Source organism: Billgrantia desiderata, from assembly GCF_900108215.1.
GTDB lineage: Bacteria > Pseudomonadota > Gammaproteobacteria > Pseudomonadales > Halomonadaceae > Halomonas > Halomonas desiderata.
Genome location: NZ_FNVC01000043.1, coordinates 1 through 9,981, shown reverse-complemented (window position 1 = coordinate 9,981; position 9,981 = coordinate 1). Strand labels below are relative to the sequence as shown.

Here is a 9,981-nt window from a genome sequence, read left to right as displayed (position 1 = left end):
CGTCCACTGGAAGCGCTGGATGGTTGGATACGTCGCCGACTGCGCTGCGTGATCTGGCGGCAGTGGAAGCGCCCGCGGACCCGGCGTCGTAAGCTCTTGGCGCTGGGGCTGGACGACTATCGGGCGTGGAAGTCAGCGGGAAATGGGCGAGGCGCCTGGTGGAACGCCGGGGCCTCGCACATGAATCAGGCCCTGCCAAGGAAGTGGTTTGATGGACTGGGCCTGATCTCGGTACTCGATACGGTAAGAGGGCTTAGCCGTTCTTCATGAACCGCCGTATACCGAACGGTACGTACGGTGGTGTGGGAGGGCGCCGGGGGTGACCCCGGCCCCTACCCGATTCGGGCGATATGAGGGTTGCTCGCCTTTCTGGCGTTATGAGTTGTTCTACTTGTATTGGATTAAGAGGGCGGGACTCAGAATAAATGCATCAGTCTGATGCTTGTCAATTCCGATATGCACCACGCGGGCGCGCAGGTCAATTACTGAGGAGCCGTATCTTCGATTGGGTTAAAAATAAAAACTCCTTTTGGATTAAATCCTTGGCATCGATATGCAGAGTGTTGGCACGGCTGATGCAGCTTACTGAGTAAACGATATGACCTGATAGTACAAGCTTCGCCCCCGGCAACAACGACACAACAAGCGCCGGTTTCACTACCCACAGCGTTGCGCAGACAGCGCTCCCGTGACGAGAGGTGACCTCATGAGCTTGAACCCCAGTCCTCGCCCACCACTGTCCGAGGCCGTTGCATCAGGCCCGTTCGAGAGCGTAGAGCGCTCTGCCGCCAAACCGGCGCCAGCCGAGGCGCAGCCGGCCGTCGATGGCGCGGTTGGCTACCGGCGCCTTTTGCCCGTGGACTGGGACCGCTACCTGGTCCGCATCGGAGCCCTGCTGGTGGCAGCGCTGGGCTGGCATCTCGCCTCGACCTACGGCTTCGACTTCTTCGTTCGCTTCGACAACGTGCCGGGGCCGCTGGTAGTGGGAGCGGAGTTTTTGGCTCAGGCCTCAAGTCAGGAGTTCTACGTACATATTTTCCATAGCATGCAGCGTATCGCCATGGCGTACGGACTGGCCGTGGTGCTCGGGGTGACGCTGGGGGTTCTCATGGGCCGCTCGCGCTTCGCCGAGGACGTGATCCTGCCCTACATCGAGATTCTGCGGCCGATCCCGGCGGTGGCCTGGATTCCGCTGGCGATCCTGATGATGCCCACCGAGCAGGCTAGCATCGTCTTCATCACCTTCCTCGGCGCGCTGTTTCCCATCGTGATCAACACCGTGCACGGCGTCGAGCAGACTCCCAAGGTGCTGGTGCGCGCCGCCCGCAGCCTGGGCGCGAGCAACGCCGCGATTCTCTGGCACGTGGTGCTGCCCGGCGCGCTGCCGAGCATCGTCGCGGGGCTTGCCATCGGCATGGGGGTGGCGTGGTTCTCGCTGCTGGCAGGCGAGATCATCAGCGGTCAGTACGGGATCGGTTACTTCACCTGGTCGGCCTACACCCTGGTCGAGTACCCCAAGATCATCATCGGCATGCTGGTCATCGGCGGGCTGGGCTCGCTGTGCACCCTGCTGGTACGTAAGGCCTGCTCGCCGCTGCTGCGCTGGCAGACCGAGGGGGCCAAGTCATGATGCCGAGCCAACTCACTCGTGCCGCCGTGGTCGAGCATCCCCACAGCTTCCGTCCGCGCAGCGCCGGCGGCAAGGGACGGATCAGCGTGCGCGACCTCGATATCGTCTTTGCCACCGGCAGCGGTCCTCAGCGTGCCGTGGCCTCCGCTAGTCTCGAAATCCAGCCGGGCGAGTTCGTCTCGCTGCTGGGCCCCTCCGGCTGCGGCAAGTCGACCCTGATGAACAGCGTGGCCGGCTTCGTCAAGCCGACCCGGGGCGAGGTGCTGCTCGACGGCCACAGCATCGTCAAGCCTGGCCCCGACCGCGGCATGGTGTTCCAGCAGCATTCGCTGTTTCCGTGGAAGACGGTGAAACAGAACGTCGCCTTCGGCCCGCTGATGGCCGGCGCGGGGGCGCGCGAGGCCGAGAGCGTGGCCAATACCTTTCTCGCGCTGGTGGGGCTGTCGCGCTACGCCAACGCCTTTCCCACCACGCTCTCCGGCGGCATGCAGCAGCGCGTGGGTATCGCCCGGGCGCTGGCCAACTACCCCAGCGTGCTGCTGATGGACGAGCCCTTCGGCGCCCTGGATGCCCAGACCCGCAGCATGATGCAGGAGAACCTGCTGGAGATCTGGGGCGAGTTCAAGAACACGGTGCTGTTCGTCACCCACGACATCGACGAGGCGGTGTTCCTCTCCGACCGCATCGTGGTCATGAGCGCCAGCCCCGGCCGCATCATCGCCGACATCCCGGTGCGGCTGCCGCGTCCGCGTACCCAGGAGCTGCTCACCACGCCCGAGTTCATGGCGCTCAAGCGCGAGTGTCTCGCCCTGATTCGCGAGCAGACGCTGCGCGCCTTCGAACAGCAGAACCAGGCGGGCTGAGCCGGGATGGCAGGCGCATTCGGCGCTCGAGTCGACATGACATGTCATGACAAGAGGCAACGACCATGAAGAGCCAGGAACTCAAGCTGCAGCCGGGCGACTCGCCGCAGCCGCTCTACGTGCAGATCCGCGACACTCTGCGGCGCAACATCCTCGAGGGCGGCTACTCGCCCCACGAGCGGCTGCCGTCGGAGAACACCCTGATGAAGAGCTTCGGCGTGAGCCGAATCACCATCCGCCAGGCCCTGCGCGACCTGCACAACGAGGGGCTGGTGTTTTCCGCCCAGGGTAAGGGCACCTTCGTCAGCAAGCCCAAGGCGGTACAGAACGTGCAGCGCCTGCAGGGCTTCGGCGAGGCCATGGCGGCGCAGGGGTACGAGGCCACGGCGCGACTGCTGTCGATCCAGGAGTGCAAGCCGGGCAAGGCGGTGGCCGCCGCACTCGGGCTGCGCTCCGGCGACGCCGTGGTGGAGGTCAAGCGGGTGCGCTACCTCAACCGCGAGGCGGTCTCGCTGGAGAGCAGCTATTTCCCCATGGACATCGGCCGGCGGCTGTTCGGTCAGGAGCTCTCCGGCGACATCTTTCCGATGCTGGAGAACCGCTTCTCGATTCCGCTCGGTGCGGCGGACATCGCCATCGACTCCACCCTCTGCGACGAGGAAACCCAGCACCACCTCAACCTCAGGATGGGCGAGCCCATTCTGCGCGTCGAGCGACTGACCTACGACCGCGCGGGTCGGCCGGTCGATTTCGAATACCTCTGCTTCCGCGGGGACGCCTTCAAATACCAATTCCGAGTGGATCGGAAATCGGAGGAATCATGAACGCAAGCGACATTCCCGTCATCGACGTCGACGTGCTGGTCATCGGCGGCGGCACCGCCGGCCCCATGGCGGCCGTGACCGCCAAGGAGCAGGATCCGAATCTCAAGGTGATGCTGCTGGAGAAGGCCAACGTCAAGCGCTCCGGCGCCATCTCCATGGGCATGGACGGGCTCAACAATGCCATCGTGCCCGGCCACTCGACGCCCGAGCAGTACGTCAAGGAGATCACCATCGCCAACGACGGCATCGTTCACCAGCCGGCGCTGATGGCCTATGCCCAGCGCTCCTTCCCGATGATCGAGAAGCTCGACTCCTGGGGCGTGCACTTCCAGAAGGACGAGACCGGCGACTATGACATGAAGAAGGTCCACCACCTCGGCACCTACGTGCTGCCGATGCCGGAGGGCCACAACGTCAAGAAGATCCTCTATCGCCGCCTGCGCCGTCACCGGGTGCAGATCGAGAACCGCTATCAGGCCACCCGCCTGCTCAAGGATGGCGACGGCAGGATTGCCGGCATGATCGGGGTGAACACGCGCACCGCCGAGCCGATCATCATCCGCGCCAAGGCGGTGATCATGGCCACCGGGGCCGCCGGGCGCATCGGCCTGCCGACGTCGGGCTACCTGTTCGGCACCTACGAGAACCCCTCCAACAACGGCGACGGCCATGCCATGGCCTATCACGTGGGGGCCGACCTGGCGAACCTCGAGTGCTTCCAGATCAACCCGCTGCTCAAGGACTACAACGGCCCGGCCTGCGCCTACGTCACCGGCCCACTCGGCGGCTTCACCGCCAACGCCCAAGGCGAGCGCTTCATCGAGTGCGACTACTGGTCGGGCCAGATGATGCTGGAGTTCTTCAAGGAGCTGGAGGGCGGCAACGGCCCGGTGTTCCTCAAGCTCGACCACCTGGCCGAAGAGACCATCCAGGAGATCGAGACCGTCCTGCACACCAACGAACGCCCCTCGCGCGGGCGCTTCCACGACGGCCGCGAAACCGACTATCGCCAGCACATGGTCGAGATGCACATCTCCGAGGTCGGTTTCTGCTCGGGCCACTCCGCCTCGGGCGTATGGGTCGACGAGACCGGCGCCACCACCGTGCCCGGCCTGTATGGCGCCGGCGACATGGCCTCGGTGGCCCACTCCTACATGCTCGGCGCCTTCGTCTACGGCCAGATCTGCGGCGAGAGCGCGGCCGCCTTCGCCAAGGCGCGCAGCGGCATGCCGACCCTCGACGAGGCCTTCATCGCCGCCGAGCTGGAGCGCATCCAGGCGCCGCTCAAGGTGACCGACGGCATCCCCCCGGCGCAGATGGAGTACAAGGTGCGCCGCCTGGTCAACGACTACCTGCAGCCGCCCAAGGTGACCCGCAAGATGGAGATCGGCCTGCAGCGCATCCTCGCGGTGCGCGAGGACCTGCCCCGCTTGCAGGCCACCGACCCCCACGAGCTGCTGCGTGCGATGGAGGTGCAGTCGATCATCGACTGCGCCGAGATGGCCGCCCGCGCCTCGCTCTATCGCACCGAGTCGCGCTGGGGGCTCTACCACTACCGGGTCGACTGTCCCGACCAGAACGACGCCGAGTGGTTCTGCCATACCCGGCTGTACAAGGACGAGAACGGCAACATGGCCCATGGCAAGCGACCGGTGGCGCCCTATCTCGTCGAACTCGGCGAGGAGAAGGACGCTTACCAGAAGCTGCGTGTGCAGAAGGCCGCCAACGCCTGACCCCAGGCAAGCGACAAAGACGCGCGAACGAGGAATCGAGGAGAGAAACCATGCCGACTGCAACGCAACGCACCAGCGTCCCGGTGATCGTCGACGAGGACAAGTGCATCGCCGACAAGGGCTGCACCGTGTGCATCGACGTCTGTCCGCTCGACGTGCTGTGGATCAACCCGGCCACCGGCAAGGCGCACATGCGCTACGACGAGTGCTGGTACTGCATGCCCTGCGAGGCCGACTGCCCGACCGATGCCGTCAAGGTCGAAATCCCCTATCTGCTGAGGTGAGCCATGAAACAGTACGACGATCCCGAGCTGCAGGAGATTGCCGAGAAGCTTGCCGACACGGATCCCGGCATTCGCCGTGTGGCGGTGCTGGCGTTGGTCGACTCGGGCGAGCCCGAGGCCGCCGAGCTGCTGATCCAGGCGCTCAAGGACGAGGACCCCGCGGTGCGCCAGGAGGCGGCCAAGGTGGTCGATGAGTTCGATGCCGAGGATATCGCCGATTCGCTGCTGGCGGCACTGAGCGACGGCGATGAGGTGGTGCGCAACGCCGCCGCCCACGCCCTGGCCGACCTCAAGGACCCCAGTGTCGCGCCGCCGCTGCTGGCCGCGCTGGAGCGCAGCGACGACCCCTTCGTGGTGGCCGGCATTCTGCGAGCGCTCAAGCCGCTGCGGGTGGCCGCGGCACAGACCCCGGCGCTCACGCGTTTGAGCGACGACGATGCCCGCGTACGGCGTGAGGCGGTGGGCGTGCTCGGCTGGCTCAAGGCCGTGGAGAACCTGCCGGCGCTGATCGACCGCGCCAGGAGCGATGCCGACCCCGAGGTGCGGCGTGCCGCCGCCGGCGCTCTGGTCTATGCCTCTGCCGAGCGGGTGGGTCCGCCGCTGGTGGCGATCCTCGCAGACCCGCACTGGCAGGTGCGCTGCGAGGCCGCTCTCGGCATCGGCAAGCTCGACTATCAGGCCGGGCTCGAGCCGCTGATCGCGGCCAGCCGCGATGGGACCTGGCAGGTGCGCGAGAAGGTCGCCGAAGCGCTGGGCAAGCTGGGTGGCGTGGCCGCCGTACCGGCGCTGGGCGAGTGCGCTCGGGATGCGATGAGCAACCTGCGCAAGGCGGCCATCGGTGCCCTTGGCACCATCGCCGAGCCGGAGTGCCGGCCATACATCGAGCGGGCCCTCGACGACCCCGATCCGGACGTGCGCAAGCTGGCGCGCTGGGCGCAGTCGCAGCTCGACAACGCCGCCTGAGCATTTTTCGTCCGGAAAGGGATTGACGCACTACGCGTATTGGCCAGGCGGTACGCCTGCCTGGCCGGCTCCCTCTGCATTCCTGAGGAGACGTGATAATGACCTATGTCGTGACCGAGAACTGTATCCGCTGCAAGTACACCGACTGCGTGGAAGTGTGCCCGGTGGACTGTTTCCACGAGGGCCCCAACTTCCTCGTCATCGACCCCGTGGAGTGCATCGACTGCTCGCTGTGCGCTCCCGAGTGTCCGGCGGATGCGATCTACGCCGCCGACGAGCTGCCGCCCGACCAGGCGCACTTCCTCGAGCTCAACGCCGAACTCGCCCAGGTCTGGCCGGTGATCGGCGAGGCCCGACTGCCGCTGGGCGAGGCCGATCTCTGGGTCGATCGGGGCGAGAAGCTGCAGTACCTGGAGCGCTGACGCATGCGCCAACTTGTCATGACGAGTTGCCGTGCGCGCGTCGCGCTGCTCGCCATCGTGCTGGGAGCCAGCGTCAGCGACAGCGCCCGGCCGATGGTCGAGGTGGTCGCGCCCGCGCCGCCCGCGGAGGTGCCCATGCTGTGCCTGCGCGATCAACCGTCACCCGTTTCACCAATCTGATCGTTAGGAGGTCGTCATGACGGCTATCGCCGACGTCCCGGAACATCTGCGCCATACCATCGCCCCGCCCGACGGCGTGCACCTCAATCGCCGCACGCGGGAGGTGGAGATCCGTTGGCCGGATGGCCGCACGGACACGCTCTCCTGCCTGGCGCTGCGGGCCGCCTGCGCCTGCTCGAGCTGCCTGCATGCCAAGCGTAGCGGCCGCCTGGCGCTGTACGACGCCGACATCACCGTGGTCGACGCCAAGCCTTTCGGCGTCAGCGGCTTGCAGCTGTTCTTCTCCGATGGCCACAGCCGGGGCGTGTTTCCCTGGGGCTATCTGCGTGAACTGGGCGAGACGGCGTGATGAACGCGCCCATGCCGCTTGCCGCGGCGCCGCCCTGGGCTGCGCTCAAGCGCCTCTATCCCGGGGTCTCGCTGTGCCTCGTGCTGGCCCTGGCCGGCAGCTTCCTGGCCGAGCACTACGGCGCTCCGGCGCTGCTGCTCGCACTGCTGCTGGGCTTCGGGTTCGCCAGCCAGGCCGGTGAGGCGCGCCTGCAGGCCGGTGTCGGCTTCTGTGCCCGGCGGGTGCTGCGAATCGGCGTGGCCCTGCTCGGCACGCGCATCGGCCTGACACAGCTACAGGAGATCGGCTGGCTGCCGCTCGCGGTGGTGCTTACCAGCGTGCCGCTGATCCTCGCCGCGGCGCTGTGGCTGGGGCGCTGGTTGGGCTTGCCGGCGCCGCACAGCCTGGTAGCCGGGGCGGCGGTGGCGATCTGCGGCGTGTCGGCGGCGGTGGCGGTGGCCGCCGTGCTGCCCGCCGGCCGCCTCGAGGAGCGCCGCCTGCTGGGCGTGGTGGTGTGCATCACTGCGCTGGGCACGCTTGCCATGCTCGGCCTGCCACCGCTCACCGCGCTGCTCGGCTACGACGACGTCGCCAGCGGGCTGTTCCTCGGCGCCACCATCCACGACGTGGCCCAGGCCGCCGGGGCGGGATATCTCGTCTCCGATGCTGCCGGCGACGTGGCCACGCTGACCAAGCTGCTGCGCGTGGCGTTACTGGTACCGCTGGTGCTGGCAATCGGCCTGCTGCTGCATCGCGGCCAGCGCGGTGCCGGCGAGTTCCCCTGGTTCCTGCTCGGCTTCGTCGCGCTGTTCGCCGCCAACAGCCTGGGGCTGCTGCCCACGGGACTGCGGGAACTGCTCGTCAGCGCTTCCCAGTGGTGCCTGCTGGTGACCATGGCGGCGCTGGGCATGCGCACTTCGCTTCGCGACCTGCTGGCCCAGGGCTGGCGTCCGCTGTCGCTGCTCTGTGCCCTGAGCGCAGCGCTGGTACTCACCGTGATGGGCCTGCTGGCGCTGCTGCCGGTGGCCTGAACCGCATCGCTCGCGATGCAAGACGACTGGAGGTAAGCCTCATGGCTGCTATCGGAACCGCCGACGTATTGAGCGTCCACCACTGGAACGACACCCTGTTCAGCTTCCGCACCACCCGCGACCAGGCGCTACGCTTCGAGAACGGTCACTTCGTGATGATCGGGCTCGAAGTGGGCGGCAAGCCGCTGATGCGTGCCTACAGCATCGTCAGTGCCAATCATGACGACTATCTTGAGTTCCTCAGCATCAAGGTGCCCGACGGCCCGCTCACCTCGCGTCTGCAGCACCTCAAGGTAGGCGATCAGATCATGGTCAGCCGCAAGCCGGTGGGCACCCTGGTCGTCCACGACCTGACCCCGGCCCGGCATCTCTACCTGCTGAGCACCGGCACGGGGCTGGCGCCGTTCATGAGCATCATCAAGGACCCGGAAGTCTACGAGCGTTTCGAAAAGATCGTGCTGGTGCACTGCGTGCGCTATGTCAGCGAGCTGGCCTACCACGACCACATCACCCGGGAGCTGCCTGAGCATGAGTTCCTCGGTGAGGAGATTCGCGACAGGCTGATCTACTACCCCACCGTGACTCGCGAGTCGTTCCGTAACCAGGGCCGTATCACCACGCTGATCGAGAGCGGCAAGCTGTGCGCCGACATCGGTTTGCCGCCGCTCAACTCCGAGACGGATCGGGTCATGCTGTGCGGCAGCCCCGCCATGCTTTCGGACCTTACCGCCATGCTCGACGACCTGGGCTTCCAGGCCAGTCCGCAGCAGGGCGAGCCTGGTGACTATGTCATCGAGCGTGCCTTCGTCGAGAAGTAAGCAGCAGTCGGGAGCCAGGAGCCAGGAGCCAGGAGCCAGGAGAGAACCATGAAGATCCTCGTCGCGGTCAAACGCGTCATCGACTACAACGTCAAGATCCGCGTCAAGGCGGATCATTCCGACGTCGACCTCACCAACGTCAAGATGGCCATGAACCCCTTCTGCGAGATCGCCGTGGAAGAGGCGGTACGGCTGAAGGAGCGCGGCGTGGCCACCGAGGTGGTGGCCGTGACCATCGGTCCCAAGGCCGCCCAGGAGCAGCTGCGCACCGCGCTGGCGCTGGGCGCCGATCGTGCCGTGCATATCGATACGTCAGCCGAGACCGAAGAGCGCGTCGAGTCGCTGGCCGCGGCCAAGCTGCTGGCCAGGGTGGTGGAAGAGGAGCAGCCCGGTCTCGTCATTCTCGGCAAGCAGGCCATCGACACCGACAACAACCAGACCGGCCAGATGCTCGCCGCACTGGCCGGGCTGCCTCAGGGCACCTTCGCCTCCGAGGTGAAAATCAGCGGCGAGGGGGGTGATAAAAAGCTGCAGGTGACCCGCGAGATCGACGGCGGCCTGCAGACCGTTTCGCTTTCCCTGCCGGCCATCGTCACCACCGACCTGCGCCTCAACGAGCCGCGCTACGCCAAGCTGCCCGACATCATGAAGGCCAAGAAAAAGCCGCTGGACGTCAAGAGCCCGGCCGACCTCGGCGTCGAGGTGACCAGCAAGCTCACGCTGCTCAAGGTCGAATCGCCGGCCGAGCGCAAGGGCGGCATCAAGGTGGGCTCCGTCGACGAGCTCGTGGACAAGTTGAAGAACGAAGCCAAAGTGATTTGAGGGAGCCGATCGCATGAGCATCCTGGTTTTAGCAGAACATCATGACGGCCAGCTCGCCGGTGCCACCGCCCACGTGGTGGCTG

At 66.3% G+C, this 9,981-nt stretch carries 13 protein-coding genes; all 13 read left to right on the top strand.

What is annotated here, in order from left to right; translation table 11 throughout:
* Nucleotides 1-270, top strand: a 270-nt coding sequence (locus C4S71_RS22015) for a group II intron maturase-specific domain-containing protein (RefSeq protein WP_304481824.1), incomplete at its 5' end; no start/stop codon positions are given.
* 436 nt (nt 271-706) lie between these two features.
* Complete coding sequence (locus C4S71_RS22010; protein ID WP_103970569.1) at nt 707-1,630, top strand: ABC transporter permease; 924 nt, start codon at nt 707-709, stop codon at nt 1,628-1,630.
* Complete coding sequence (locus C4S71_RS22005; protein WP_200825352.1) at nt 1,627-2,493, top strand: ABC transporter ATP-binding protein; 867 nt, start codon at nt 1,627-1,629, stop codon at nt 2,491-2,493. Before C4S71_RS22010 ends, C4S71_RS22005 begins: the two co-directional genes overlap by 4 nt.
* Before the next feature lie 65 nt (nt 2,494-2,558).
* Complete coding sequence (locus tag C4S71_RS22000; protein ID WP_103970568.1) at nt 2,559-3,317, top strand: GntR family transcriptional regulator; 759 nt, start codon at nt 2,559-2,561, stop codon at nt 3,315-3,317.
* Complete coding sequence (locus C4S71_RS21995) at nt 3,314-5,050, top strand: fumarate reductase/succinate dehydrogenase flavoprotein subunit (protein ID WP_103970567.1); 1,737 nt, start codon at nt 3,314-3,316, stop codon at nt 5,048-5,050. The genes C4S71_RS22000 and C4S71_RS21995 overlap by 4 nt, the downstream gene beginning before the upstream one ends.
* A 50-nt stretch (nt 5,051-5,100) precedes the next feature.
* Nucleotides 5,101-5,334 (top strand): 4Fe-4S dicluster domain-containing protein, encoded by a 234-nt coding sequence (locus tag C4S71_RS21990; protein WP_086509551.1) that lies wholly within the window; start codon nt 5,101-5,103, stop codon nt 5,332-5,334.
* 3 nt (nt 5,335-5,337) lie between these two features.
* On the top strand, nt 5,338-6,297 hold the full coding sequence (locus tag C4S71_RS21985) for a HEAT repeat domain-containing protein (protein WP_103970566.1): 960 nt from the start codon (nt 5,338-5,340) through the stop codon (nt 6,295-6,297).
* 98 nt (nt 6,298-6,395) lie between these two features.
* The gene (gene fdxA / locus C4S71_RS21980; RefSeq protein WP_103970565.1) at nt 6,396-6,719 is read left to right on the top strand and encodes a ferredoxin FdxA; all 324 of its coding nucleotides are present in this window, start codon (nt 6,396-6,398) and stop codon (nt 6,717-6,719) included.
* Between the two features lie 3 nt (nt 6,720-6,722).
* Nucleotides 6,723-6,899 carry a hypothetical protein gene (locus C4S71_RS22550; protein WP_160113428.1) on the top strand — a complete coding sequence of 59 codons (177 nt, stop codon included), beginning with the start codon at nt 6,723-6,725 and terminating at the stop codon, nt 6,897-6,899.
* A gap of 16 nt (nt 6,900-6,915) precedes the next feature.
* Nucleotides 6,916-7,248: a DUF971 domain-containing protein gene (locus C4S71_RS21975; RefSeq protein WP_086509548.1), complete on the top strand. Its 333-nt coding sequence runs from the start codon at nt 6,916-6,918 to the stop codon at nt 7,246-7,248.
* Complete coding sequence (locus C4S71_RS21970; RefSeq protein ID WP_103970564.1) at nt 7,248-8,258, top strand: YeiH family protein; 1,011 nt, start codon at nt 7,248-7,250, stop codon at nt 8,256-8,258. The genes C4S71_RS21975 and C4S71_RS21970 overlap by 1 nt, the downstream gene beginning before the upstream one ends.
* A gap of 41 nt (nt 8,259-8,299) precedes the next feature.
* Complete coding sequence (locus C4S71_RS21965; protein ID WP_103970563.1) at nt 8,300-9,076, top strand: ferredoxin--NADP reductase; 777 nt, start codon at nt 8,300-8,302, stop codon at nt 9,074-9,076.
* 48 nt (nt 9,077-9,124) lie between these two features.
* On the top strand, nt 9,125-9,898 hold the full coding sequence (locus tag C4S71_RS21960) for an electron transfer flavoprotein subunit beta/FixA family protein (RefSeq protein WP_103970562.1): 774 nt from the start codon (nt 9,125-9,127) through the stop codon (nt 9,896-9,898).
* Nucleotides 9,899-9,981: the final 83 nt, after the last annotated feature.